This is a genomic window from Actinomycetospora endophytica (genome assembly GCF_021026375.1).
In the GTDB taxonomy this organism is placed as follows: domain Bacteria; phylum Actinomycetota; class Actinomycetes; order Mycobacteriales; family Pseudonocardiaceae; genus Actinomycetospora; species Actinomycetospora endophytica.
This window is the reverse complement of record NZ_JAJNDB010000002.1, coordinates 88,617-113,779: the sequence shown is the minus strand read 5'-3', so window position 1 is coordinate 113,779 and position 25,163 is coordinate 88,617. Positions and strand designations below refer to the sequence as shown.

Genomic DNA, 25,163 nt, shown 5'->3' with positions numbered 1-25,163 from the left:
GCCGATAGGGGAGCTCGACCATGAACACGGAGACACTCGACGCGCCGCCGACCCTCGGCGCGCTGTACGGACGGGCGCTGCTCACCGCACGCTCGGGCGGGGACACGCTGCCCGACCGCACGCTCGAGCTCGCCGGGGTGTCGATCTCCGCCGACGCGGTGGCCGACTACGCGCACGTGTGCGGGTTCCGGGTCGGCGGCGACGTCCCGCTGACCTACCCCCACATGCTGGCGTTCCCGCTGCAGATGCGGCTGATGACCGACCGCGAGTTCCCGCTGCCCGCGCCGGGCATGGTGCACCTGCGCAACGTCATCACCCAGCGGCGCTCGCTCGAGGTGGGCGAGCCGCTGCGGCTGGCCGTCCACGCCGAGCGACTGGTCGCCCACCCCAAGGGTGCCCAGGTCGACCTGGTCTCGTCGATCGACACCGGCGACGGTGCGGGTACGTGGTCGTCGCGCTCGACCTACTTCGTGCGCGGGGCGTCGGCGGACGATGCCGCGGAGCCCGCGCCGCCGGAGCCCGCACCCGTCGTCGGGAAGCGGCCGCACGCGGTGTGGAAGGTGCCGGGCGACATCGGGCGGCGCTACGCGGCGGTCTCGGGCGACGTGAACCCGATCCACGTGAACGGGCTCGCGGCCCGGGCGTTCGGGATGCCGGGGACGATCGCGCACGGCATGTGGTCGAAGGCGCGGGTGCTCGCGGCGCTGTCCGGGCGCTACGACCCGGCATCGACCGTCGACGCGGTGTTCCGTGCGCCGCTTCGCACCCCGTCGACGGCGCTGCTCTACACGGCGGCGGCGAAGGACGGCTGGGACGCCGTGCTGCGGTCGACGAAGGGCAAGGACCACCTGCTGCTGACGGTGCGTCCGGCGTAGGCGCTCTTCCGGTCCGTTCTGAGCAAAGGGCCCCTTCGGTCGAGTAGATCGATCGACGGGGCCCTTCGCTCGGTTCGGGGCCGTGCATGATCGCGACGCCTGAGGCGGACCGTTCGGTCCACAGGGGCTTTTCTCACACGCTTCACGATCTTGGTCCGCGGGCACCGGAGCTTCGGTCACAACCCGGGACGAACCGGGCTCAACCGGGCCGTCCGGAGTCGGCGGGAAGACCCACACGGCGGGGGGCTTCACGGTCACGCCGCAGGTCACGTGGACGATGAGCTGTCATGGCCCCTCATCCATCGTCCGGCCTGGCGGCCCCGGACACCGGACCGACCGAGCGGGTCGACGTCTCCCACGACGACCGCCCGGCCGCGGACGAGGACGCCCTCGACGTGCCGACGGTGGCCACCGCGGCGGTCCGGGACCCCGAGGACGAGGCGCCGGAGGACCAGGCCGACCCCACGGACGCCGGCCGCCCCGAGCCGGAGACCACCGCGCTCCCCGTGGACGACGGGACCGGCGAGACGGAGCCCGCGGACGACGAGCACGACGACGGGTCGGCGCACTCAGCCACCGAGACCGACTCCGCCACCGAGTCCGACGACGACGAGGAGCCCGACGACGGGTCGGCGGACACCGGCACCGTCCCCGTCGCGCCCACGGAGGCGCTCCCCGCACCCGAGCAGGCCGAGCCGACCACGGCACTCCCCACGCCGGACGAGCCCCAGCCGACCGAGGGACTCCCCGCGCCGGGCGAGACCGGGGCGGGCGCCGGCCCGGAGGCCGAGCCGGGCACCGCCGCCGAGACCGGCGACGAATCGATGGACGCGGGCACGGTCCCCGTCGCCGCCGTCGCTGCGCCCGTCGGCGCGACCACCGCCCCGACGGGCACCGTCGAGACCGACCCGACCGGGACCGACGACGGAGCCGACCCCGGCGACGGCACCTCCGAGACCGACGCCGCCGACGACGACACGACGGCGATCCCGGTCCCGGAGAAGCCCCGCCGCCGGTCCCACCTCATCCCGCACACCCGGTGGCTGCGGCGCAGCCTGGCCGCACTCGCCGTCGTCGTCGTGCTCCTCGCCGCGATCTCCGCCCCGTCGCTGATCCACGCACTCACCCGGCCCGGATCGGACACCGTGGCGGCCCGGCTCGCCGAGTGGGGTCGCGACCACGGCTTCGGTCCGATGGTGACGTGGCTCGAGGCGCGGCAGTACGACCTCGACCAGCCCGCGACCGGCGGCACCCCGGCCGGCGGCATCCCGCACGCGAACGGGGCGGTCGCCGATCACCCCGGAGGCAGTCCCGCACCGCCGCCGCTCTCCCCGCCGGCCGGCCTGGCGCCGCTGCCGGGCGAGGGCCAGTGGCAGCCGGTGGTCTCCACCCCGCACGGCGACGCGGTGCGCCTGACGACGGTGCGCCCGGACGCGGCCCACACGTCGTTCCTCGTCGGCGTGCTGTGGATGGACCCGACGCTCGTGCGCGGCGTGCTGCACCCCGGCACCGAGGACCCGGGCGGCACCTGGCCGGTGCCCACCTCGGTCGACTCGAACGAGCAGCGCACGGTCGTCGACGCCTTCTCGGCGGGCTTCCGGTTGCAGGGCGACAGCCACGGGGGCTGGTACCTCGACGGCAAGGAGGCCCGACCGTTGGTGCCCGGCGCCGCGAGCCTGGTGATCAACAAGAACGGGACGACGGACGTCGGCGCGTGGGGCACCGAGGTGAAGATGTCCTCGAACGTCGCCGCGGTGCGGCAGAACCTGATCCCGCTGGTCGACCACGGCACGGTGAACCCGACCTGCGCGACCGGCGGCACCGCCGAGTGGGGCTCGACCGTCGGGCAGGCGGCCTACATCAACCGGTCCGCGTTCGGCGTCACCGCGACGGGGGCGGAGATCTACGTGGGCGGTCCGGCGCTGTCGGTCTGCACCCTCGGCGACATCCTCCGCTCGGCGGGCGCGGTGCGCGGGATGGAGCTCGACATCAACCCGGCGTGGGTGTCCGGCGCCTACTTCCACCCGACCGGCCAGCCGCGGCCCGACGCGTTCCAGCTCTTCCCGGGCGAGCAGGTCGGGGCGCAGCACTACCTGCAGACCTCGAGCCGGGACTTCGTCTCGTTCGACCTGCGCTCGCTCGCCGACGCCGTCGGCACCGGCAACACCCCGGCGACCTCGCAGCAGCACAAGGGCGGCAAGCGCTCGTCGGGGTCGAAGCAGCACCCCTGAGACCCGCAGCACCGCGTCGCGGTCTTCTCGCCGTCAGACATGGGATGTCAGGATGTCTGGGTGCCCCTGGAGACCCCTCGGCGCGCGAGCGTCATCGGCGACGTGATCACCCAGATGGAGACGATGGTCGTCTCCGGGGAGTGGCCGGTGGGCACGCGGATCCCGCCGGAACCGGAACTGGTCGTCGCGCTCGGCGTCGGGCGGAACTCGGTGCGCGAGGCGGTCCGCGCGCTCGCGCACTCCGGGATGCTCGAGGTCCGCCAGGGCGACGGGACCTGGGTGCGGGCGGCCAGCGGGCTCGGCGCCGCCCTCGACCGCTACGTCCGCCGCGCCGACGCCCGCCACGTCCTCGAGGTGCGACGGGGTCTCGAGCGGGAGGCCGCGCGCCTCGCCGCCCGCAACCGCACCGACGACGACCTCGCCGGGCTCACCGAGGCCCTCGCCCGCCAGCACGAGCTGGCCGCCGCCGACGACCGCGACGGCTTCGTGCGCGGCGACCTCGAGTTCCATCGCCGGGTCGCCGCGGCCGCCCACAACCCCGTGCTCTCGGACCTGCTCGACCACCTCGGCGACGCGCTCGTCGCGACGATCCGGATCACCGTCGACGAGCAGCACGCAGTGGGGACGCCCGCGTTCCACGTCCACACCGACCTCGTCGACGCGATCCGCAACGGGGACCCGGACGCCGCCGGCCGGGCCTCCGACGCCCTGCTCGACGAGCTCCTCGCCCTGCTCGGCGGGCAGTCGTGAGCCGGGCCCGGACCGTGGCGCTCGTCGTCGCCGTCCTGCTGATCGCTCTCAACCTGCGCCCGGCCGTCGTCGCGGTGTCGCCGTTGCTCTCGCAGATCCGCGACGACCTCGGGATCGGCGGCGCGGTCGGCGGGCTGCTCACGACGCTGCCGGTGCTCTGCTTCGGGCTGCTCGCGCCGTTCGCGGGCCGGCTGGCGCGCCGGATCGGGCTCGAGACCGCGCTGCTGGCGGCACTGCTCGTCCTGACCGCGGGCATCCTCGTGCGGCTGGTTCCCACGCTGGGGGCCCTGCTCGCGGGGAGCGTGCTGGCCGGGATCGCGATCGCGATCGGCAACACACTCATGCCCGTCGTCGTTAAGCGCGACTTCCGGCACCGCACCGGCGTGATGACCGGCGCCTACTCGACGATGATCTCCGGCGGCGGTGCCCTGGCCGCCGCGGTGATGGTGCCGGTCGAGCACGCGACGGGACTGGGCTGGCGGCCGTCGTTGGCGCTGTGGGCGGTGCTCGTGGCGCTCGGGGTAGTGCTCTGGCTCCCCTGGGTGGTGCGCGCGCGGCGCCATGCCGCGGCCGAGCCGCCGGCCGCGCCCGCCGCTCCGGTACGGGGACTGTGGAACAGCCCGCTGGCGTGGCAGGTCACGCTGGTCATGGGCCTGCAGTCGCTGCAGTTCTACGCGCTCACGGCGTGGGCTCCGACGATCTTCGTCGACGAGGGCCGGACGCCGACCGCCGCCGGGCTGCTGCTCTCGGTCGCCGGGCTGTCCTCGCTGGTGACCTCGGCGGTCACCCCGGTACTCGCGGCGCGCAGCCGCACCCAGCACCACCTGGTCGCGCTGTTGATCACGCTCTGGGTGGTCGGCTACCTCGGGCTTCTGTTGGCGCCCGGGGCCCTGGCGCCGCTGTGGATGGTGCTGATCGGGCTGGGTCAGGGGGTCGGGATCAGCCTCGGCCTGACGCTGATCACGCTGCGCTCCCCCGACGCCGCACACACGTCCGAGCTCTCGGGGATGGCGCAGGGCGTGGGCTACGTGCTCGCCGCGGCCGGCCCCCTCGCGCTCGGGGCGATCCACGACGCGACCGGGAGCTGGACGGCGCCGATCATCACGCTGATGGTGCTGCTGGTGCCGCTCGCGCTCGCGGGGATCGGGGCGGCGCGGAACCGGCACGTGGGGTCGGCGTCGGGGTCGGCCGACCCACCCGCCGCCGTCGTCAGCAGTGACGCATCGCTGTCATCTGACGAGCGAACGGCGCCACTCACGCATCAGTCCGAAGGCCGACCGGCCGGCGTCCGCCCGACCCTGCGCGGCGTCGTGCGCACCGGCGGCGGGACCCCGCTCACCGGCGCCACCATCACCCTGGTCGGCGACGACGGCCGCCAGCTCGGCGCGACACGCACCGACGAGGCGGGGGGCTACGAGCTGGACGTGCCACCGATCCCCTGCCTGCTGGTGTGCGCCGCGCCGGACCACGCCCCGCTCGCGCAGCGGGCCGCGCCCGGTCGGGTGGACGTCGAGCTCGGGCCCGGTGCGCTCCGCGCTCGTGAGCAGTAATTGACGCCAGAGCAGCAATTACTGCTCACGAGCCGCAGGCACCTAGGGCGTGACCAGCATCTTCCCGGTGTTCTCCCCGCGCAGGAGCCCCTGGAAGGCCTCGACCGCGTGGTCCACGCCCGACACGACCGTCTCCGAGAACCGCACCCGACCCTGGGCCACCCACGGCGTGACCTCCTCCAGGAACGGCGGGAACCGGTCCAGCGAGTCGGTGACGATGAAGCCCTGGATCGACAGCCGCTTCTTGACGATCTTGAACAGGTTCCGCGGGCCGGGCGTGAGGTCCTCCGCGGTGTCGTTGTAGTGCGCGATCGCCCCGCAGGCGGCCACCCGCGCGTGATCGTTCGCGACGTCGATCGCGGCCTCGAGGTGGTCCGCGCCGACGTTGTCGAAGTACACGTCCAGGCCGGAGGGCATCGCCTTCTCCAGCTGGTCGAGCACGGGGGCATCGCGATAGTTGAACGCGGCGTCGAAGCCGAGCTCGTCGGTCAGCCACCTGACCTTCTCGGCGCTGCCCGCGCTGCCCACCACGCGTGACGCGCCCTTGGCCTTCGCGATCTGCCCGACGAGGCTGCCCACCGCCCCGGCCGCGCCGGAGACGAAGACCGCGTCCCCGGGCTGGAACGACGCCTTGTCCAGCAGCCCGACCCAGGCGGTGAGCCCCGGCGCGCCGAGCACGCCGAGGTAGGCCTTCGGGTCGACACCCTCGACGTCCGGGACCTTCTGCAGGTGCTTGGCCTTCGCGATCCCGCGGTCGCGCCACGCGAGGTTGCCCAGCACCAGGTCCCCGGCGGCGAGGTCGGTGACCCCGTCGCCGACGGCCGAGACCTCGCCGACCGAGCGGCCGTCCATCGCCTCGTCCAGCCCGAACGGCGCGACGTAGGACGGCACGTCGTTCATCCGGCCACGCATGTACGGGTCGACGGAGAACGCGCGGTTGACGACGGCGGCCTCGCCCGGCCCGGGCTCTCCGAGCTCGCGTTCGACGAGGCGGAAGTCGTCGGCGTCGGGGAAGCCGTGGGGGCGGCGGACCAGGTGGACCTCGTGGGCAGTGCTCATGGCCCCCGGTTACCCACGACGCCGGGGGTGTGTCCCGCGACGGCGACGGGGAACACGTGAGCCGGGTCGGCGCACCCTGCTCGGACCAGACATGAGTCACACCGACTCAGGAATGAATCGGGATCACCGATTGCTGATCCTCCTGACAGCCGCCGCAGGCACCAGGCCGCAGGCGGTAGGACCCCCACAGAGAGGTACGCATGACCAGCGCATTCGGTCCCGGCGGCCCCGGGTCCGGCCAATTCGACGACTTCCTGGCCCGCTTCCTCGGTGGAGCGTCGCCCAGGGGTGCCCAGCGCATCGACATCACCGCGCTCATGACCGAGCAGGCCCGTGGCCTGGTCGGTGCCGCGGCCCAGCAGGCCGCCGAGCGCGGGAACAACGACCTCGACGCGTGGCACCTGCTCCTGGCCGGCCTCGCCGTCCCGCCGCTGCGCGCCCTCATCGCGGGCACGGGCGCGGACGTCGACGAGCTCGCCCGCCACGCCGACGCGCAACTGCCGCGGGGCGAGGCGACGGAGGAGGCGCCGACGCTGACCCCGACCGCGAAGCGCGCACTGCTCGACGCCCACCAGGTGTCGCGCGCCCTCGGGGCGAGCTACATCGGGCCGGAGCACATCGTGCTGGCGCTCGCCGCCAACCCGGACTCCCCGACCGGCAAGGCCCTGCAGTCCCGCGGGGTCGACCCGCAGTCGCTGCAGCGCTCCGCCGCCAGTGGCGGTCGTCCGGGGGCCTCCGGGCAGAGCCCGCAGCAGGGCGACTCCGACACCCCGACCGTCGACCAGTTCGGCGTCGACCTGACCGCGAAGGCGCGCTCGGGCGAGCTGGACCCGGTCATCGGCCGCGAGGACGAGGTCGACCAGACCCTCGAGGTCCTCTCCCGGCGCACCAAGAACAACCCGGTGCTGATCGGTGAGGCCGGCGTCGGCAAGACCGCCGTCGTCGAGGGCATCGCCCAGCGCATCGTGTCCGGCGACGTCCCCGAGCAGCTGACCGGCAAGCGGATCGTCCAGCTCGACCTCACCGGGATGGTGGCGGGCACCCGCTACCGCGGTGACTTCGAGGAGCGCATGACGAAGCTCGTGGACGAGATCCGGCAGCACTCCGACGAGCTCATCGTCTTCATCGACGAGCTGCACACCATGGTCGGTGCCGGTGGCAACGGCGAGGGTGGCGGCATGGACGCCGGCAACATCCTCAAGCCGGCCCTGGCCCGCGGCGAGCTGCACATCGTGGGCGCGACGACGCTCGACGAGTACCGGACGTCCATCGAGAAGGACGCCGCGCTGGAGCGCCGCTTCCAGCCGGTGATGGTCCCCGAGCCGAGCGTCGCCGACACGATCGCGATCCTGCACGGGCTGCGGGACCGCTACGAGGCGCACCACCAGGTGCGGTTCACCGACGAGGCCCTGACGGCCGCCGCGGAGCTCTCCGAGCGGTACGTCACCGACCGGTTCCTGCCGGACAAGGCCATCGACCTCGTCGACCAGGCGGGGGCGCGCAAGCGCCTCGGCTCGCGGGCGCCGCACACCGACTCCCGGGAGCTCGAGCGGAAGGTCGAGTCGCTGCAGCGCGACAAGGACCAGGCCGTCGCCGACGAGGACTACGAGCGGGCCGGTGCCCTGCGCGACGAGGTCGCCGAGGCTCAGCGGGCGCTCGAGGAGGCCCGGCACGAGCGGACCTCCGGTCAGGGTGGCGTGCTCGAGGTGTCCGTCGAGGACATCGCCGAGGTCGTCTCCCGCTCGACGGGTATCCCGGTCGCGCAGCTGACCGAGACCGAGCGCTCCAAGCTGCTCGGCCTGGAGGCCCAGCTCCACGAGCGGGTCGTCGGCCAGGAGGACGCGGTGAGCGCGGTCGCCGAGGCGGTCCGTCGCTCGCGGGCCGGACTGGGCGACCCGGACCGGCCGATCGGCAGCTTCCTGTTCCTCGGCCCGACCGGTGTCGGCAAGACCGAGCTGGCCAAGGCCCTGGCCGCGACGATGTTCGGCGACGAGGACCGCATGGTCCGCGTCGACATGAGCGAGTTCTCCGAGCGGCACACCGTGTCGCGGCTGGTGGGCTCGCCTCCCGGGTACGTCGGCTACGGCGAGGCCGGGCAGCTCACCGAGGAGATCCGGCGCCGTCCGTACTCCGTCGTGCTGCTCGACGAGATGGAGAAGGCCCACCCGGACGTCTTCAACACGCTCCTGCAGGTGCTCGACGACGGCCGGCTGACCGACTCCCAGGGTCGGACGGTCGACTTCCGGAACACGGTGCTGATCATGACCAGCAACGTGGGCTCGGAGCTGATCACGACGAACACCCAGGCGCTCGGGTTCGCCGGTGCCACCAGCGACCCCGACCGGTCGCTGCAGGAGCGGCTCCTGCCGAAGCTGCGCGAGTCGTTCCGGCCGGAGTTCCTCAACCGGATCGACGAGGTGATCGTCTTCAAGCGGCTCGACTCCACGCAGCTGCGCACCATCACCGACCTGCTGCTCACCGAGACGCGGGACCGGCTGGCGTCGCTGGAGATCGGGATCGAGTTCACCGAGCCCGCCGTCGACTGGCTCTCCGAGCACGGCTACCAGCCCGAGTTCGGGGCGCGGCCGCTGCGCCGGACGATCCAGCGCGAGGTCGGCAACAAGCTGTCCTCGATGTTGCTCGGCGACGAGCTCACCGCGGGCCGGTCGGTCCGGGTGGACGTCGCACCCGGCGGCGAGGAGCTGACGTTCTCCGTGGGTGAGCCCGCTCTGGCGAGCTGACCCGCACTCCGGCGAAGGGCCCCTCCGGTCGATCCACTCGACCGGAGGGGCCCTTCGCTCGTTCCGGGGTGGGACGGACCTGTCTGGGGTGATCATCGCGTGGGTATCCGTCCGCGCGACACCCGCCGGGAGGAGAGCCATCGTGAGTGCTGACGTCGGTGACCGCATCACCCTGCACGCCAACACCGTCGACGCCCCGGACCGGACGGGCACCATCGTCGCCGTCCTCGGGACGGACGGGCCGCCCTACCGGGTGCGCTTCGACTCCGGCGACGAGTCGATCCTGACACCGGGCCCGGACGCGACCATCGAGGCGCCGACCGTGGGGGAACGTCTCGGCCAGGTGGCCGACCGCGCGAGCGAGTCCGCCGAGCGGGCCCGGGACGCCGCCCAGGACGCGACGGGCCGCGCCGCCCGCGCGGTGGCCGACGCCGCGGCCACCGTCGCGGATCGCCTCCAGCGCTGAGGATCAGCCCCGTCGCACCGACACCGGGGCGGTGACCGGGGGCAGCGAGGGACCGCCCCGGTCCGCGGCCGGCAGCGCGACGGCGAAGCGGGTGTCCCCGGGCACGCTGGTGACGCCGAGCGTCCCGCCGTGCTCGGTGACGACGGCCGACACGATCGACAGCCCGAGCCCGGTGCTGCCGGTGGTCCGGGCGCGCCCGGTGTCGCCGCGGGCGAACCGCTCGAAGACATGGCCGAGCAGGTCCGGGGCGATACCGGGGCCGTCGTCGGACACCTCGAGACGCACCGTGTCACCGCGGCGACTCAGGCCGGCGACGACGTGGGTGCCCGACGGGGTGTGGGTGCGGGCGTTGGCCAGCAGGTTCGCCACGACCTGGTGCAGGCGCTCCGGGTCCCCGACGACGTCGAACCCGATCGCCTCCGGGTCCTCGGGCAGCTGCAGCGACCAGTGGTGGTCGGAGGCCACGGCGTGCGCGTCGGCGACCACGTCGGCGACGATCCGCGCGAGGTCGACCCGCTCGCGGGCCAGCGGGCGGCCGGCGTCGAGACGGGCCAGGAGCAGCAGGTCCTCGACGAGCAGCGTCATGCGCTCGGTCTGCGAGCCGACGCGCTCGAGCATCGCGGCGACCTCGGGCGGCAGCTCGTCGGAGCGGCGCCGGGCCAGCTCGGAGTACCCGCGGATGGCGGCGAGCGGGGTGCGCAGCTCGTGCGAGGCGTCCGCGACGAACCGGCGCACCCGGGTCTCGCTCTCCTGACGGACCTCGAGGGCACCCGCGACGTGACCGAGCATGCGGTTGAGGGCGACGCCCACCTGCCCGACCTCGGTGCGGGGATCGGCGTCGGCCTCGGGCACGCGGTCGTCGAGCTCCACCTCGCCGCGCTCGAGCGGCAGTTCGGACACGCGGCGGGCGGTGGCCGAGACGCGGTGCAGCGGGCGCAGCGTGGCCCCGGTCGCGAACGCCGCGATCACCCCGGCGACCGCCACCCCGATCGCGAAGATGACGATCTCGATGACCGCGAGCCGGCCGACGGTCGCGTCCATGCGCGCCGTCGAGATGCCGACGGCGACCACCGAACCGTCGGACACGGTCCGGGCCTCCATGAAGTAGGTGCCGAGCCCGGGCAGCGTGACCGCCTCCGCGCCGGGGTCGCCGGGACTGCCCTGGTCCGGGGTGACCGCCAGGACCGGCGCCACCTGGACGGCGGAGAGCGGCTGGTCGGCGGAGCGGAAGTTCCCGAGCGCCGCGGCCGAGACGACCTGGCCGTCGATGCTGCGCACCTCGATGCGGCTGGTGCCGTCGCCGCCGCCGATGCCGCTGCCCGCGTCGGGGGGCGGCGGGCGGTGGTCGGAGTCGTCGTTCGGCGGGTTCGCCGTGAACCCGACGGTGCGCGAGACCTCCTGGGCGAGCTGCTCACCCAGGTAGTGGCGCAGCGAGAGGGCGGCACCGATCCCGACGACCGCGCACACCACGGCCATCAGGACCACCGTCGTGAGGACGATGCGGGCCTGGAGCGAGCGCATCCACGTCATGCGATGTCCTCCCGGTCAGCCTGCGGGCTTGAGGACGTACCCGGCGCCGCGCACGGTGTGGATCATCGGGGCGCGGCCGGCGTCGATCTTCTTGCGCAGGTAGGAGATGTAGAGCTCGACGATGTTCGACTGGCCGCCGAAATCGTAGTTCCACACCCGGTCGAGGATCTGGGCCTTGGAGAGCACGCGGCGGGGGTTGCGCATGAGGAAGCGCAGCAGCTCGAACTCGGTGGCGGTGAGGTCGACCTGCGCGCCGCCGCGGAAGACCTCGTGCGAGTCCTCGTCGAGGGTCAGGTCCCCGACGACGAGGCCCGCGTCGCCGCGGACGGCGGTCGCGACGGCGGCGCGGCGCAGCAGGCCCCGCAGGCGCGCGACGACCTCCTCGAGGCTGAACGGCTTGGTGACGTAGTCGTCGCCGCCCGCGGTGATGCCCGCGACCCGGTCCTCCACGGCGTCCCGCGCGGTCAGGAACAGCACCGGGACCTCGGGGATGTCGGCCCGCAGCCGGCGCAGGACCTCGAAGCCGTCGATGTCGGGGAGCATCACGTCGAGCACGACGACGTCCGGGCGGAACTCCCGGCCCTGCGTCACGGCGCCGAGGCCGTCGCCCGCGCTGCGCACGTCCCAGCCCTCGTAGCGCAGGGCCATGGAGAGGAGGTCGGCCAGCGTCGGCTCGTCGTCGACGACGAGGGCGCGGACCGGACTGCCGTCGGGCCGCCGCAGCTCGGCACGGGTCGCGTTCATGGGCACCAGCCTGGCACTGCCCGGTTCGCCCGTGCTGGGCAGTCGCTGTGTGTGCCCTGTGCGGGTCAGGCCCGGACAGGGAGCGTCTCCCACCCCCGCAGGATGATCGTCGGGCGCCGGACCCCGGTGCCGGCCGGTGCCAGGTCGGGGAACCGCGTGAAGAGCTCCCGCAGCGCCACCTCACCCTCCATGCGCGCCAGCGCCGCCCCCAGGCAGTAGTGGATGCCGCTGGAGAACGCGACGTGCTCCTTGGCGTTGGCCCGGGTGACGTCGAAGCGGTCGGGGTCGGCGAACTTCGCGGGGTCGCGGTTGGCCGCGCCGAGCACCGTCACGACGATCTCGCCCTGCGCGACCGGCACGCCCTCGACCTCGGTGTCGCGGCGCGCCATCCGCGCGGTGCGCTGCACCGGGGAATCGAAGCGCAGCACCTCGTCGACGGCGTTCGGCCACCGCGACGGGTCCTCGGCCAGCACGGCCCGCTGATCGGGGTGCGCGAAGAGCTGCGTGACGCCGTTGGAGATCAGGTTGACCGTCGTCTCGAAGCCGGCCGCCAGGATGAGCATCGAGGTGGCGACCAGCTCCTGCTCGGAGAGGCCGGTGCCGTCGTCGTCGGCGACCTGCACCAGCTTCGAGAGCAGGTCCTCGCCGGGAGCGGCCCGGAGCGTGCGCAGGTGGCCCCGCAACCAGCCGTCGAACGCCGCCAGCGAGCGCTCCGCGCGGGCGTAGCGCTGCCACGGCAGCCCCATGTCGAGGCTCGCCGCCGCGCCGTCGCCCCAGGTCAGCAGGGTATCGCGCATGTCCTGGGGCACACCGAGCATCTCGGCGATGACGGTCACCGGCACCAGCGCCGCGTAGTGGCGCACCAGGTCCGCGGAACCCTCGCGCTCGAGCGTGGCGGCGAGCTCGTCGAGCAGCTCGGCCGTGATCTCCTCGGTACGGGTCCGCAGCGCCGCGACCGCCTTGGCGGTGAACGCCCGCGAGACGAGCCGGCGGTAGCGGGCGTGGTCGGGCGGGTCGACGACGAGCATGGACGGCGGGGTGTCGACGCCGGCGTAGCGGCGCGGCCCGACCAGCCGCATCCCGGCGCGCACCGGCGCGGGGAGCACCTGGTCGCGGTCGGCCGCGCCGAAGTCGTCGCTGCGCAGCACGGCCGTCGCGACCTCGTGGTGTGCAGTGGCCCTGCCCAGCGGCGCCTGCGCGAACGGGCGCTGCGCGCGCAGGTCCCGGTAGTGCGCCCAGGGCTCGGCCTGCAGCGCCGGGTCGCGCAGCAGTCGCGCGTCGGCGCTCCCTCCGCGGGCGCGCTGGGCCAGCACCGTGCGCAGCAGTCCGTGGGAGAACCCCCAGCGGGCGGCGAGGGCGGCCGTCGACGGGCCCCGGCCGGACCCGGGCACGGGCTTGTCGGTCGCCGCGCGCGGCGGGGTGGACACGGGAGCCGACGACATGGGGACCACCTCTCACGAACCATCCGTCAGAGACATACTCGGAGTATGTGACTGACCGGGACTATGCTCCGGTGTCGTGCCGGAGGTCAAGAGTCGTCGTGGGGAGTACACCGAGGCGACGCGGCGCGCCCTGCTGGACGCGGCGGCGGACCTGTTCACCGAGCGCGGCTTCGCGCGGACCTCGCTCGACGACGTCGCGGCGGTCGCCCGGGTGACCAAGGGCGCGATCTACCACCACTTCTCGAGCAAGCCGGGCCTGTTCGAGGCGCTCTTCGAGGAGCTCGAGCGCACCGAGAACGGCGCGGCCCGGGCGGCGTTCGAGGCCGAGGAGGACCCGACGGTCGGCGCCCTCGCGGCGCTCGACCAGTTCCTGCTCGCCTGCTCCGAGCCGGTCTACGGCGCACTGGTCTTCCGGGAGGCACCCCTCGCGCTCGGCTGGGACGCGTGGCGGCTGTGCGAGGAGAAGTACTCGTACGCGCTGCTCTCCGACATGCTCGACGCGATGACCGCCGCCGGGCGCATCCCGGCCCACCGCGGTGAGGCGCTCACGAGCATCGCGTTCGGGATGCTCGGCGCGGCCGGTCAGCTGCTCGCGCGCACGCGGGCCGAGGACCGGGAGCGGGTGCGGGGCGAGTGCCGGGCGCCGTTCGTGGCGCTGCTCGCCGGTCTCGCCATCACCGAGTAGGTGCCCTGCGGGCTCGTGAGCAGTAAGTGAGGCTCTGGCGTCACTTACTGCTCACGAGCGCGGAGCGCACCTACCGGCGCGGACGCGGCAGCGGACGACCGGCCGCGCGCCGGCACCAGCCGCCGCGCGTGGTCGACATCCGACGCCGCGTCGAGGGCATCAGGTCGCCGTGCAGGACGTACTCGCCGCCCTCGAACGCCCAGTGGAGGTAGCGCTCCTCCCACGGGCGGTCGACGAGGCTCAGCCGTTCCGAGATCTCCTTCTGCTCCGCCCACACCCGGGCCAGAGCGCTCCATGCCGTCTTCACGGTGTCCATGCTCCGGCGGTTCCGGCCTCACGACCAGCGAATATCCACGCATACGGCGTTAAGCTGGGCTTCATGCTCGATCCGCGACGCCTGCTCGTGCTGCGTGCCGTGATCCGGGCCGGCTCGATGAGCGCCGCCGCCACGGAGCTCGGCTACACCCCGTCCGCGGTCTCGCAGCAGGTCGCGACGCTGGAACGGGAGGTCAGGACGCCGCTGCTGGTCCGCCACTCCCGCGGGGTGGTCCCGACGGAGGCCGGGTCGCTGCTCGTCGAGCACGCGGACGTCGTGGCCGGGCGGCTCACGCGGGCCGCCGACGAGGTGGCCGACCTCACCGCGCTGCGGGCGGGCCGGCTGCGCCTCGCGGCCTTCGCGAGCGCCGGCGCCCGACTGCTGCCGGGAGCGATCGGGGTGTTCCGCCGGCGCCATCCCGGCGTCCGGCTCTCCCTCGAGCTGCGGGAGCCCGAGGACGTCCCGGACCTGGTGCGCGAGGGCGAGCTCGACCTCGCGATCACGTTCGACTACCTGACCGGTCCTGGCGACGGTTCGGCGGTCGCCTCCGGCCCGTCCGTCGACACCGAGGGCCTCACGACGACGTGGCTGCTCGACGACGTCGTCAACGTCGCCCTCCCGCCCCACCACCCGGCCCTCGAGGACGCCGGGGTCTCGCCGACCGACGAGATCGACGTGTCCACGCTGCGCGACGCGGCGTGGATCCGGGACTCGGGTCAGGTCTGCCGCGAACAGCTCGTCGAGATGTGCGCCGCGGCCGGGTTCACCCCACACGTCGCGTTCGACTCCGACGACTTCCCGATGGTCAGCGGGCTGATCGAGTCCGGGGTCGGGGTGGCGCTCGTGCCGGACCTCGCCGTGCACCAGATGGGGCGCCGCGTGGTGCTGCGGCGGCTGCGACCGCGGCTCGTCCGGCGCATCCGGGCGCTGTCGCCGCCGCAGCCCTCGCCCGCGACGGCGGCGATGCTCGAGGTCCTCACGTCGCGTCGGCCCGCCTGAGTCCGTGACGCCCCGTAAGCGGGAACGTCGAATTGTCGGATCTCCCTCGCGCACTGGTTCCCCATCGGGTATCAAGAACGCGGGGGAAAATCGCGATCGGCGATTCAGCCCATGATTCTGGGGGGGATCATGGAGAGGTTCCTGGTCATCGTCGGCCTAGTCCTGGTCGGCCTCTACGTATTGTCGCTGCTGCTGCACCCGTACACGGCGTGCGAGGCGTGCCATCGGCGCGGCGCTCAGCGTGAGAACGGCATGTTCTTCACGTACGCCTACCGGCCCTGCTGGCGATGCCGTGGCCGGGGAAGCAAGCAACGGTTCGGCGCGGCGCTCCTGGGAATCGGGGAGCCACGTTATCCGCGCATCAACGGAAAATTCGCGCCGGGCACCAAGAATTTTCCGAAGCCGACGCGGAGTCGATTCCTCGGCATCTTCTGAACGGGATCGCCGACCGTTCACGAGCCGAATGCGTCCAGGATGCGGTCGGCCGCGAGGGCGGGGGTGAGCTCGCCGTCGAGGACCTCGCGCTCGGTCTCGGCGCGGATGTCCTTCACCTTCGGGTGGTCGCGCAGCCGACCCAGCAGCCGCTCGCGGACCATCTGCCAGGTCCAGTCGACCTGCTGACGGGCGCGCTTGGCGGCGAACTCGTCGCGCTCGGCGAGGAAGTCCTGGTGGCGGACCAGACCCGACCAGACGTCGTCGAGACCCGTCCGCTCCTGCGCGCTGCACGTCAGCACCGGGACCTGCCAGGGGTCGCGCTCACCGCGGAGCATCTTCAGCGCCGACTCCAGCTCCCGGGCGGCGCGCTTGGCGTCGCGCGCGTGCGGACCGTCGGACTTGTTCACCGCGATGACGTCGGCGATCTCGAGGATGCCGCGCTTGATGCCCTGCAGCGAGTCGCCGGTGCGGGCGAGGGTGAGGAACAGGAACGAGTCGACCATCTCCGCGACCGCGGTCTCCGACTGCCCGACGCCGACGGTCTCGACGATGACGACGTCGTAGCCCGCCGCCTCCATCACCACCATCGTCTCCCGGGTGGCCTTCGCGACCCCGCCGAGCGTGCCCGCCGTCGGGCTCGGCCGGATGAAGGCGTCGTCGTCGGTGGCCAGCGCGTCCATGCGGGTCTTGTCGCCGAGGATCGAGCCGCCGGAGCGCGTCGAGCTCGGGTCGACGGCGAGGACCGCGACCTTGCTGCCGCTCGCGGTCAGCTGGGAGCCGAGCGCGCCGATGAAGGTCGACTTCCCGACGCCGGGCACGCCCGAGATCCCGATCCGTCTCGCGCCTCCGGCATGTGGCAGGAGCTCGACGAGCAACTCCTGGGCGGCGTCGCGGTGGTCGGCGCGGGTGGACTCGACGAGCGTGATCGCCCGTCCGATCCAGAGCCGCGAGCCCGAACGGACGCCGTCGACGTAGGGCTGCAGGTCGATGTCGGTCACGTCGGTCTCCTCAGACCTTCACGACGACGAGCCCGCGCACGCCGTCGAGAGGGTCGAAATCGTCGTCCTGGGTCACGATCGGCAGCCGGTGCGCCACGGCGCTCGCCGCGATCCAGAGATCGTTCACGTTCACCCGTCGTCGGTGTTCGGCGAGGTGCACCCGCAATCGGGCCCACTCCGTCGCCACGTCCTCGGTCACGTCGAGGACCTCGATGTGCGAGTACCGGTCCAGTGTCACGAGGCGCCGTGCCCTCGCCTCGGAGTCCGGAGCCGCGAGAACGCCCGCGTGCAGCTCCGCGAGGGTCACCACCGACAACACCGGATCCCCGGGCAGCCCCGACTCGTCGACCGCGCGCCCACTCTCCGAGGCGATCAGCACGCTGGTGTCGACGACGGCCCGACCGGGAGACACCGAGCGGAGCGGAGTCCGACCGGTCGATGAGGTCACCGGATGGGACCGAGATCGTCGGTCGTCTCTCCGGCGAGCTCCCGCAGATCGTCCCGGAGCCCCGGATCGGCCTGCGCGTGGCGGACGGCGTCGATGAGTTCGGCGCGTGACATGCCCGAGCGACGGCTCCTCGGCACGGGCACGAGCTGCGCCACCGGCCGCCCGTTCGACGTCACCGTCAACGACTCGCCGGCCTCGACGCGGCGGAGCACTCCCGCCGTGTCGTTCCGGAGCTCTCTCGAGGCGATCTCGGGCATGACTCCTCCGTGGCTGTAGCACGTTGTAGCGAAGTGTAGGTCATGGCGTCCGGGCCCGGTCGTCCTGTCGGGATCGTCCTCGGCGACCGAGAGTGTCGGACCCCCTCGCTACCTTCCGCCCATCGCAGGATGAGCAGGGAGTTCGACGTGGCGGTGAACGAGACGGTCGAGGGCATCAGGGCCGACGACGTGGCGCGGGCGGTCGGCGCCGTGAACGCCGCCACGGGAGCGCGGCACGCGGCGGCCGGGTCCGTCCTGTACTCGGAGTGGCACGCCGCCGCGCTCCAGCTCCGAGCGGTCGTCCGCGGCGTCGGGAGCCAGGTGTTCTCGGCGATCCTGTCGTTCGACTCCGACGATCACGGCGGCCTCACCCTGGTCCACGGCGAGTGCTCCTGCCGGACGGGGTCGATGTGCGCGCACGTCGCGACGGCCGCGCTCGCCGCCTGTCCGGCGGACGCACCGGCCCCGGCGACGCCCGCCTGGGAGAGCGCGCTCGACGCGCTGGTCTCCGGGACGGAGACCGCGCCGCCGGCCGGTGGTCCGCTCGCGGTCGAGGTGGTGCCCGCCGGTGGCCGGCTCGAGGCCCGCCTGCTGCGGCCCGGCTCGAGCGGGTGGGTCAACGGCGGCCTCACCTGGAACCGGATGCTGCTGCCCGCGGCGGCGCAGGAGCACCGGCCGGACCATCTGGCCGTCGTCCGGGAGCTCTACCTGCTGCACCACGCGGCGCGGGGCGAGGGCGGGCACTCGCCGTACCGCTACTACGGCTACGGATCCGACGAGCGGCGGATCGATCTCGCGGCCCTCACCAGCAGGCGGTTCTGGGCGCTGCTCGACGAGGCCACCGAGGTCGGGCTGGCGTTCCTGCCCTCCCGGCACCGGCTGGGCCCCGTCGAGCCCTACCGGACGGCGCAGCTCTCGCTCGACGTCACCGCGGGCCCCCGCGCCGCGCTGATCCTGAGCCCCACGCTGCGGTTCGAGGACGGGGAACCCGACCTCGACGCCGGGCCGATCGCCTTCCTCGGCGGCGACACCGCCCACGGCGTCGCGTACATCTCGGCCGCGGAGCGCCTGGCCGCGCCCTCGGCCCGGCTGCGGTGGGCGCGGCTCGATCCGCCGGTCCCCCGGGCGATCTGGCAGGCGGCGCTCGACGAGGACGCCGCGATCACCGTGCCCGCGGACCAGGTCGACCGGTTCCGCGAGCGGTTCGGCGGCCGTCTGGCCGAGCTGCGGTCGGTGACCTCGTCGGACGGCTCCTTCGCCCCGCCCGAGGTCGGCTCGCCGGTCCTGGTGCTGAGGGCCGACTTCACCGGCGAGCACGCGCTCTCGCTGTCCTGGGAGTGGTCCTACGACATCGACGGCGTCGACACCCGGGTCGAGCTCGCTCGGCGAAGGCACACCGAGCAGTTCCGCGACGGCCTGGCCGAGCAGGAGGCGCTCGACGCCGTGGACGCCCTCCCCGTCGACTGGGAGCAGTTCCGCGTCCACCCGGCGCGCGACCGCGGGACGCAGCGGTTCATCGGGCTGCACACGGCCGCGTTCGCCACCGAGGCGCTCCCGGTGCTCGAGGACGCTGACGGGATCCGGGTCGAGCGGTCCGGCACGGTGGCCGACTACCGCGAGGTCGGCGACGAGGTCGCGATCGAGATCTCCACCACCGAGTCCGACGCCGGGAACGACTGGTTCGATCTCGGCATCACCGTCGCGGCCGAGGGCCGCCAGATCCCCTTCGTCGAGGTGTTCAAGGCCCTCGCCCGCGGCGAGACGCATCTCCTGCTCCCCGACGGGGCGTTCTTCTCGCTCGAGAAGCCGGAGTTCGCCGCCCTCCGCACCCTCATCGACGAGTCACGCGCGATGCTGGAGCGCCCCGCGGACGGTCAGCTCCGCATCAGCCCCTACCAGGCGGGCTGGTGGGAGGAGCTGGCCGCGCTCGGGGTCGTCACCCACCAGGCCGAGGCCTGGCGCGAGCGGGTCGGCGGGCTCCTCGATCCCGGGGCGCTCGATCCCGCCGCGGTCCCGGCCTCGGTGGACGCCGAGCTGCGCCCCTACCAGCAGGCCGGCTTCGAATGGCTCGCGTTCCTCTGGCGCCACCGGCTCGGCGGCGTGCTCGCGGACGACATGGGGCTCGGCAAGACCCTGCAGGCGCTCGCCCTGATCGCGCACGCCCGGGAGACCGCCCCCGATGCCGGCCCGGTCCTGATCGTCGCGCCCACGAGCGTGGTGGCGAACTGGACGTCCGAGGCCGCGCGGTTCGCTCCGGACCTCCGCGTGGTCGCGCTGACCGACACCCTCAAGCGGCGCGGGCAGGACCTGGAGTCCGTGGTCGCGGGCGCCGACGTCGTCGTCACCTCGTACACGCTGTTCCGGCTCGACGCCGAGGCGCACGAGCGGATCGGCTGGTCGGCGGCGCTGTTCGACGAGGCGCAGTTCCTGAAGAACCGCCGGTCGAAGGCGTACGCGTGCGCCCGCCGGGTGCCGGCGGCGTTCAAGCTCGCGATCACCGGCACGCCGATGGAGAACGACCTGATGGAGCTGTGGTCGCTGCTCTCGATCACGGCCCCCGGTCTGTTCCCGAACCCGGAGAGCTTCCGGGAGACCTACGCGAAGCCGATCGAGAAGGGGGACGCCGACCTCCTGGCCCGCCTGCGTCGGCGGATCCGCCCGCTGGTGCTACGGCGCACGAAGGAGCAGGTCGCCCCCGACCTGCCGGCGAAGCAGGAGCAGGTGCTCCCCGTCGAGCTGGCGCCCGCCCACCACCGGCTCTACCAGCGGGTGCTGCAGCGCGAACGGCAGAAGATCCTGCAGCTGCTCGGCGACGTCGACGCCAACCGGATCTCGATCCTCGCCTCGATCACGAAGCTGCGCCGGCTCGCCCTGCACCCGGCGCTGGTCGAGGAGGACTCGGCCGGCGGCTCGGCGAAGATCGACCTGCTCGTCGACCAGATTCGCGACGTCGCCGGGGCGGGGCACCGGGCGCTGGTGTTCAGCCAGTTCACGGGGTTCCTGGCCCATGTGCGCGACGCCCTCGACGCCGCCGGGATCGCCTACGCCTACCTCGACGGCTCGACGCGCGACCGCGCGGCGGCGATCGAGGGCTTCAAGGACGGCGACGCACCGGTGTTCCTGATCAGCCTCAAGGCCGGTGGGTTCGGGCTCAACCTCACCGAGGCCGACTACTGCTTCCTGCTCGACCCCTGGTGGAACCCGGCCACCGAGGCCCAGGCGATCGACCGGACCCACCGCATCGGCCAGGACCGCACCGTCATGGTCTACCGGCTGATCAGCCAGGACACCATCGAGGAGAAGGTCCGCGCCCTGGCCCAGCGCAAGGCCGCCCTCACCACCGGGGTGATGGACGACGAGGCCGCCTTCGCCGGGTCCCTGGACGCCGACGACATCCGCGCCCTGGTCTCGTGAGGAGCTCAGGAGCCCCCGTGCCCCAGCTTCTCCGAGAGCTGACCGAGCAGCTGGGTCGCCGCGTCGGCGATCACCGTGCCCGGCCCGAAGATCGCCGCCGCGCCCTTCTCGAGCAGCTCCTCGTGATCGCCGGGCGGGATCACGCCGCCGGCCACGATGAGGATCTCCTCGGCGCCCAGTTCGGCCAGCGCGTCGCGCAGCGCCGGCACCAGGGTCAGGTGACCCGCCGCGAGCGAGGACACCCCGACGACGTGCACGTCGGCCTCGACGGCCTGCCGCGCGACCTCCTCGGGGGTCTGGAACAGCGGGCCCACGTCGACGTCGAAGCCGAGGTCGGCGAACGCGGTCGCGATGACCTTCTGGCCGCGGTCGTGACCGTCCTGGCCCATCTTCGCGACGAGGATGCGGGGCCGGCGGCCCTCGGACTCCTCGAAGGCGGCCGCGGCGGCCCGGGCCTTCTCGACCGCGGAGTTCTCGCCCACCTCGTCACGGTAGACCCCGGAGATCGTCCGGACGTCCGAGCGGTGCCGGCCGTAGACCTTCTCGAGGGCGTCGCTGATCTCGCCGACCGAGGCGTGCGCGCGGGCGGCGTCGATGGCGAGCTTGAGCAGGTTGCCCTCGAGGTCGGCCCCACGGGAGCCGTCCTGCGCGGCCTGCGCGGCGTTCGTGAGCGCGTTCAGCGCGGCCTCCGCCGCGGCGCCGTCGCGGTCGTCGCGAAGCTCCTTGAGCCGCGAGACCTGCTGGCGCAGCACGTCGGCGTTGTCGACCTTGAGCACCTCGACGTCCTCGCCGCCGAGCAGCGGATACCTGTTCACGCCGACGAGGGCCTGGCGTCCGGAGTCGATGCGCGCCTGGGTACGGGCGGCCGCCTCCTCGATGCGCATCTTGGGCAGGCCCTCGTCGATGGCCTTGGCCATGCCGCCGGTGCCCTCGACCTCCTCGATGTGGGCCCACGCCCGGCCCGCGAGCTCCCGGGTCAGCCGCTCGACGTAGGCCGAGCCGCCCCACGGGTCGACGGTCCGCGTCGTGCCCGACTCCTGCTGGAGCAGCAGCTGCGTGTTCCGGGCGATCCGCGCCGAGAAGTCGGTCGGCAGCGCGAGTGCCTCATCGAGGGCGTTGGTGTGCAGCGACTGCGTGTGGCCCTGGGTCGCGGCCATCGCCTCGACGCAGGTCCGGACGACGTTGTTGTAGACGTCCTGCGCGGTGAGCGACCAGCCCGAGGTCTGCGAGTGGGTCCGCAGCGAGAGCGACTTGGCGCTCTTCGCGCCGAACCCCTTGACCAGCTTCGCCCAGAGCAGGCGGGCGGCCCGCAGCTTGGCGATCTCCATGAAGTAGTTCATGCCGATGCCCCAGAAGAAGCTCAGGCGCGGCGCGAACTTGTCGATGTCGAGACCGGCGTCCCGGCCCGCCCGCAGGTACTCCACGCCGTCGGCGAGGGTGTACGCGAGCTCCAGGTCGGCCGAGGCCCCGGCCTCCTGGATGTGATAGCCCGAGATGGAGATCGAGTTGAACTTCGGCATCTTCTCCGAGGTGTAGCTGAAGATGTCGGAGATGATCTGCATCGAGGGTTGGGGCGGGTAGATATAGGTGTTGCGGACCATGAACTCCTTGAGGATGTCGTTCTGGATGGTCCCGGCGAGCTTCTCGGGCTCGACGCCCTGCTCCCCCGCCGCGGCCACGTAGAGCGCCATCACGGGGAGCACGGCCCCGTTCATGGTCATGGACACCGACATCCGGTCCAGCGGGATGCCGTCGAAGAGCTGCCGCATGTCGAGGATCGAGTCGATCGACACGCCCGCCATGCCGACGTCACCGGCGACGCGCGGGTTGTCGGAGTCGTACCCGCGGTGGGTCGGCAGGTCGAAGGCGACCGAGAGGCCCTTCTGGCCGGCGGCGAGGTTGCGCCGGTAGAAGGCGTTCGACTCCTTCGCCGTCGAGAACCCGGCGTACTGGCGCACCGTCCAGGGCTGGGTGCGGTACATCGTCGGGTACGGCCCACGCAGGAACGGCGGCAGGCCCGGGAGGGTCTCCAGGAAGTCCAGGCCCTCGGTGTCGGCCGCGGTGTAGAGCGGCTTGACGCCGATCCCCTCGGGCGTCTCCCAGAGCAGGTCCTCGGGCCCCTTGCCGGTGGCGGCCTCGAGGGCCTCGCCCCAGTCGCCCTCGGAGGTCGGGGTGCCGAGCTCGACGTCGGCGAACGATCCGATGCCCATCAGGAGGCCTCCCCGGTCAGCACGTCCAGCAGGTCGGTGAGCAGTGCGGCGGCGTCGCACCCGGTGTACAGGTACCCGGTCAGCGCGGTTCCGTCGTCGGGGCCGAGCCCCTCGGTCTTCGGCGACCCGGCGAGCAGCACCCGCGTGGCGCCGGCCTCGGCGAGCGCCGTCGCCAGGGGTGCGGCGTGCTCGGCGTAGACCTTGTCGCTCGAGGCGACCACGGCCACCGTCGTCCCGGACTCCCGGAACGCCGCCACGATCTCGTCGATCCCGGTCCCGCCCGGGCCGTCGACGACGTCGATGCCGCCCGCGTGCAGCAGGTTCGTGGCGAACGAGGCCCGCGCGGTGTACTGCGCGAGCGCGCCGACCGTGGCGAGGAACGCCTGCGGGCGCTCCTGCTGGGCGTCCGCGCGGTCGCGCAGGACCTCGAAGACCTGCGCGTAGCGACGGCGCGGCAGGCCGCCGGCCTCCTCGCCCGGACCGCCCGACGGTGTCCGGCTCGGCAGGCTCTCGTGCAGGTTCGGGAACTCGCTGACCCCGGTGATGGGATCCTTGCGGTGCCCGATCCGGTCGGCACGGGCCGTCCAGGTCTCCTCGAGCGCCACGGCCAGCGACCCGTCATCGAGCGCGGCCTCGATCCCGCCGGCGCCCTCGACCGTCGTGAACACCTCCCACGCGGCGTGGGCGAGCGCGTCGGTGAGCGACTCGACGCACCAGGAGCCGCCCGCCGGGTCGATCACGTGCGCGAGGTGGGACTCCTCGAGCAGCAGCGCCTGGGTGTTGCGGGCGATGCGGAGGGCGAAGTCGTCGGGCAGGCCGAGCGCGGTGTCGAAGGGCAGCACCGTGACGGCGTCGGCCCCGCCGAGCCCGGCCCCGACCGCGGCGATCGTGGTGCGCAGGATGTTCACCCAGGGATCGCGCGCGGTCATCATCGCCGGCGAGGTCACGGCGTGCTGGCGCATCGCGCGCGCCTCGGCGGAGGCCCCGGCGACCGACCCGATCCGCTCCCAGCAGCGGCGCGCAGCGCGGAGCTTGGCGAGCGTGGAGAACTGGTCGGCGGTCGCGGCGAGGCGGAACTCGACCCGCGCGAAGGCGTCGTCGACGGAGAGCCCGGCGTCGTTCAGCACCCGGACCGCGTGCAGGCCGGCGGCGAGCGCCGCGCCGAGCTCCTGGCCGTCGGACCCGCCCGCCTCGTGGTACGGGAGGCCGTCGGCCACCAGGGTCGCGAGGCTCGGGTGCTGGGCGGCCGCGGTGCGCGAGTGCTCAACCATCGACTCGGTGAACGCGTCGGTCAGCGCCGCGCCGCCGTGGGTGCGCGCCAGCAGCGGGTCGTAGCCGAGCGATCCGCCGAGCGAGGTCGTCACGCCGTGCTCGGAGGCCAGCCGCAGCAGCGTCGCGGCCGCGTCGGGGGTGTCCCGCCCGGCCTCGAGCCCGACCGGGGCGAGGTCGAGGAAGACACCCTCGAGCAGCGCCGGCAGGGCGTCGACCGGAGGGCCCCCCGCGTCGCCGAGGACCAGCCAGAGCGACGAGACGCCGTTCTCGAGGTCCGCCATGAGGGTCTCGTGGGCGTCCTTCGGGGCGATGTCGGCACCGAAGGCGTGCCGCTGGCGGCGGTACCAGCCCTCCGCGACGTGTCCCTCCGGCCGCGACGCGCGCGTGAACGGCGGCAGCCCGGGAGCGCCGGTGGGGACGTCGGGGGCGTCCTCGGCGGTGTAGAGCGCCGCGATGTCGAAGCCGTCGTCGGTGGCGGTGGCGATCGCGGCCTCGGCGTCCTCGGCCTGGACCTCGCGGCCCGACTTCGAGAGTGCCTCGGCGACCAGCTCGCGCCACCGCGCTCGTGCGGGGGTGTCGAACTCGGCGGCGAGGGTGAGCTCCTCCGGTGCCGCCGGCGTCCCGGAGGGGCCGCCCCCGCTCTGCTCCGTGTCCGGGCCTGCAGTCATGGGCGGGATCGTAGAACGGTCACGCCGGACCGGTTCCGGGTGATGGCTCACGCCACCGGGCCCGGCGATGCCG

Annotated in this window: 19 protein-coding genes and 1 pseudogene; 10 read left to right on the top strand and 10 right to left on the bottom strand. The window is 73.4% G+C overall.

Features of this window, described 5'->3' with window-relative positions; translation table 11 throughout:
• Nucleotides 1–20: 20 nt before the first annotated feature.
• The 4 genes from LQ327_RS11425 to LQ327_RS11410 all read left to right on the top strand — a co-directional run bounded on the left by LQ327_RS11425 (nucleotide 21) and on the right by LQ327_RS11410 (nucleotide 5,406).
• Nucleotides 21–875: a MaoC/PaaZ C-terminal domain-containing protein gene (locus LQ327_RS11425; protein ID WP_230733446.1), complete on the top strand. Its 855-nt coding sequence runs from the start codon at nucleotides 21–23 to the stop codon at nucleotides 873–875.
• A gap of 287 nt (nucleotides 876–1,162) precedes the next feature.
• Nucleotides 1,163–3,106, top strand: a complete 1,944-nt coding sequence (locus tag LQ327_RS11420) for a hypothetical protein (protein WP_230733444.1) — start codon at nucleotides 1,163–1,165, stop codon at nucleotides 3,104–3,106.
• Between the two features lie 60 nt (nucleotides 3,107–3,166).
• A complete protein-coding gene (locus LQ327_RS11415) occupies nucleotides 3,167–3,856 on the top strand; it encodes a FadR/GntR family transcriptional regulator (RefSeq protein WP_230733442.1) in 690 nt (229 codons plus the stop codon).
• A complete protein-coding gene (locus LQ327_RS11410; protein ID WP_230733440.1) occupies nucleotides 3,853–5,406 on the top strand; it encodes an MFS transporter in 1,554 nt (517 codons plus the stop codon). Before LQ327_RS11415 ends, LQ327_RS11410 begins: the two co-directional genes overlap by 4 nt.
• Before the next feature lie 42 nt (nucleotides 5,407–5,448).
• Here LQ327_RS11410 and LQ327_RS11405 read toward each other — a convergent pair whose 3' ends face one another.
• Entirely contained in the window at nucleotides 5,449–6,465 is a 1,017-nt protein-coding gene (locus LQ327_RS11405) for an NADP-dependent oxidoreductase (protein ID WP_230733437.1), read from the bottom strand.
• 200 nt (nucleotides 6,466–6,665) lie between these two features.
• Here LQ327_RS11405 and LQ327_RS11400 point away from each other — a divergent pair, with 200 nt between their 5' ends.
• Nucleotides 6,666–9,206, top strand: a complete 2,541-nt coding sequence (locus LQ327_RS11400; RefSeq protein ID WP_308286294.1) for an ATP-dependent Clp protease ATP-binding subunit — start codon at nucleotides 6,666–6,668, stop codon at nucleotides 9,204–9,206.
• Between the two features lie 142 nt (nucleotides 9,207–9,348).
• A complete protein-coding gene (locus tag LQ327_RS33865; protein WP_308286293.1) occupies nucleotides 9,349–9,672 on the top strand; it encodes a DUF1918 domain-containing protein in 324 nt (107 codons plus the stop codon).
• A gap of 3 nt (nucleotides 9,673–9,675) precedes the next feature.
• Here the strand turns inward: LQ327_RS33865 and LQ327_RS11390 are convergent, their stop codons facing one another.
• From LQ327_RS11390 to LQ327_RS11380, 3 genes are all read right to left on the bottom strand, one after another.
• A complete protein-coding gene (locus LQ327_RS11390) occupies nucleotides 9,676–11,202 on the bottom strand; it encodes a sensor histidine kinase (protein WP_230733435.1) in 1,527 nt (508 codons plus the stop codon).
• Nucleotides 11,203–11,217: 15 nt separating this feature from the next.
• Nucleotides 11,218–11,946 carry a response regulator transcription factor gene (locus LQ327_RS11385; protein WP_308286292.1) on the bottom strand — a complete coding sequence of 243 codons (729 nt, stop codon included), beginning with the start codon at nucleotides 11,944–11,946 and terminating at the stop codon, nucleotides 11,218–11,220.
• Nucleotides 11,947–12,011: 65 nt separating this feature from the next.
• Nucleotides 12,012–13,388 carry a cytochrome P450 gene (locus tag LQ327_RS11380; protein ID WP_230733433.1) on the bottom strand — a complete coding sequence of 459 codons (1,377 nt, stop codon included), beginning with the start codon at nucleotides 13,386–13,388 and terminating at the stop codon, nucleotides 12,012–12,014.
• A 76-nt stretch (nucleotides 13,389–13,464) separates the two neighbouring features.
• On the opposite strand from LQ327_RS11380, the gene LQ327_RS11375 reads away from it, so the two are divergent.
• The gene (locus tag LQ327_RS11375) at nucleotides 13,465–14,073 is read left to right on the top strand and encodes a TetR/AcrR family transcriptional regulator (protein WP_230733432.1); all 609 of its coding nucleotides are present in this window, start codon (nucleotides 13,465–13,467) and stop codon (nucleotides 14,071–14,073) included.
• A 70-nt stretch (nucleotides 14,074–14,143) separates the two neighbouring features.
• Here the strand turns inward: LQ327_RS11375 and LQ327_RS11370 are convergent, their stop codons facing one another.
• Entirely contained in the window at nucleotides 14,144–14,380 is a 237-nt protein-coding gene (locus LQ327_RS11370; protein ID WP_230733429.1) for a hypothetical protein, read from the bottom strand.
• A gap of 72 nt (nucleotides 14,381–14,452) precedes the next feature.
• On the opposite strand from LQ327_RS11370, the gene LQ327_RS11365 reads away from it, so the two are divergent.
• Both LQ327_RS11365 and LQ327_RS11360 read left to right on the top strand, forming a co-directional pair.
• Nucleotides 14,453–15,388 (top strand): LysR family transcriptional regulator, encoded by a 936-nt coding sequence (locus LQ327_RS11365; RefSeq protein WP_230733427.1) that lies wholly within the window; start codon nucleotides 14,453–14,455, stop codon nucleotides 15,386–15,388.
• 129 nt (nucleotides 15,389–15,517) lie between these two features.
• Nucleotides 15,518–15,823 carry a hypothetical protein gene (locus LQ327_RS11360; RefSeq protein ID WP_230733426.1) on the top strand — a complete coding sequence of 102 codons (306 nt, stop codon included), beginning with the start codon at nucleotides 15,518–15,520 and terminating at the stop codon, nucleotides 15,821–15,823.
• Between the two features lie 17 nt (nucleotides 15,824–15,840).
• Here LQ327_RS11360 and meaB read toward each other — a convergent pair whose 3' ends face one another.
• From meaB to LQ327_RS33860, 3 genes and pseudogenes are all read right to left on the bottom strand, one after another.
• Entirely contained in the window at nucleotides 15,841–16,821 is a 981-nt protein-coding gene (gene meaB, locus LQ327_RS11355; protein WP_372460655.1) for a methylmalonyl Co-A mutase-associated GTPase MeaB, read from the bottom strand.
• Between the two features lie 10 nt (nucleotides 16,822–16,831).
• A complete protein-coding gene (locus LQ327_RS11350) occupies nucleotides 16,832–17,233 on the bottom strand; it encodes a PIN domain-containing protein (protein WP_230733424.1) in 402 nt (133 codons plus the stop codon).
• 182 nt (nucleotides 17,234–17,415) lie between these two features.
• Nucleotides 17,416–17,526 (bottom strand): annotated as a pseudogene (locus LQ327_RS33860) (type II toxin-antitoxin system Phd/YefM family antitoxin); the annotation flags it as partial.
• Nucleotides 17,527–17,655: 129 nt separating this feature from the next.
• Here LQ327_RS33860 and LQ327_RS11340 point away from each other — a divergent pair.
• The gene (locus LQ327_RS11340; protein ID WP_230733416.1) at nucleotides 17,656–20,940 is read left to right on the top strand and encodes a DEAD/DEAH box helicase; all 3,285 of its coding nucleotides are present in this window, start codon (nucleotides 17,656–17,658) and stop codon (nucleotides 20,938–20,940) included.
• A 5-nt stretch (nucleotides 20,941–20,945) separates the two neighbouring features.
• Here the strand turns inward: LQ327_RS11340 and scpA are convergent, their stop codons facing one another.
• Together scpA and LQ327_RS11330 are read right to left on the bottom strand one after the other, a co-directional pair.
• On the bottom strand, nucleotides 20,946–23,150 hold the full coding sequence (scpA, locus tag LQ327_RS11335) for a methylmalonyl-CoA mutase (protein WP_230733414.1): 2,205 nt from the start codon (nucleotides 23,148–23,150) through the stop codon (nucleotides 20,946–20,948).
• A complete protein-coding gene (locus LQ327_RS11330) occupies nucleotides 23,150–25,090 on the bottom strand; it encodes a methylmalonyl-CoA mutase family protein (RefSeq protein WP_230733411.1) in 1,941 nt (646 codons plus the stop codon). Before LQ327_RS11330 ends, scpA begins: the two co-directional genes overlap by 1 nt.
• Nucleotides 25,091–25,163: the final 73 nt, after the last annotated feature.